We start from the raw sequence: 683 nt of genomic DNA, 5'->3' as shown, positions 1-683 counted from the left end.
GCTTCTGACAAAGGGCCGGCTTTCCGCCGGCACGACGAAGCGGTCACCATCAAGTTCAAGCAACCGCGCCGGATCATGAAGGGCCGTGGAACTTGCCTTCAGCAGAAGCCTCTGGCCGGCTTTGCCAAAACGCTCCACCAGCTCGATGGCTGAGAAGGCGAAATCACACATCAGCCTCTCGATGATCCAGCCGCGGACGCGGTCGTCGTCGGAAAGCGCGATGCCGCGGACAGCCGCCAGCCCACCGTCTGAGACCATGCGTCCATACTCCGTGTTCGATGGCATATTCTGCACATAGCCTTGGCGAAATTGACTGATGGACGATGGGCCGAGGCCGATCAAGGTTTCGCAGCGATCCTCGGTATAGCCTTGGAAATTCCGGCGCAAGCAGCCGGTTCGGGCCGCTACAGCCAACGCATCGTTGGGCTTGGCGAAATGGTCGAAGCCGACGGGCTCATACCCCGCGTTCAGCATAAGACACGCGGCCAGTTGTGATTGAGCAAGGCGCTGTGCCGGACCAGGCAACCATGCCTCGTCGATCATCGTCTGATGCTTCTTGAACCAGGGTACATGCGCGTAGCCAAACAACGCCATCCGATCCGGTTCCAGGGTCAGTGCCTGCGCGACGGTTGAGGAGACGCTCTCCCTGGTCTGGTGCGGCAAGCCGTAGAGCAGGTCCAGAT

Annotated in this window: 1 pseudogene; it reads right to left on the bottom strand. The window is 60.5% G+C overall.

Going from position 1 to position 683, the window contains the following annotated elements:
* A pseudogene (locus EN879_RS37945) lies at nucleotides 1-683 on the bottom strand (coproporphyrinogen III oxidase); the annotation flags it as partial.

Origin of the sequence: Mesorhizobium sp. M7A.F.Ca.AU.002.02.1.1 (assembly GCF_003998535.1) — a bacterium.
Taxonomy (GTDB): domain Bacteria; phylum Pseudomonadota; class Alphaproteobacteria; order Rhizobiales; family Rhizobiaceae; genus Mesorhizobium; species Mesorhizobium ciceri.
Note: the sequence above shows the minus strand (reverse complement) of the source record. Positions and strands in the feature narration are given on the sequence as shown.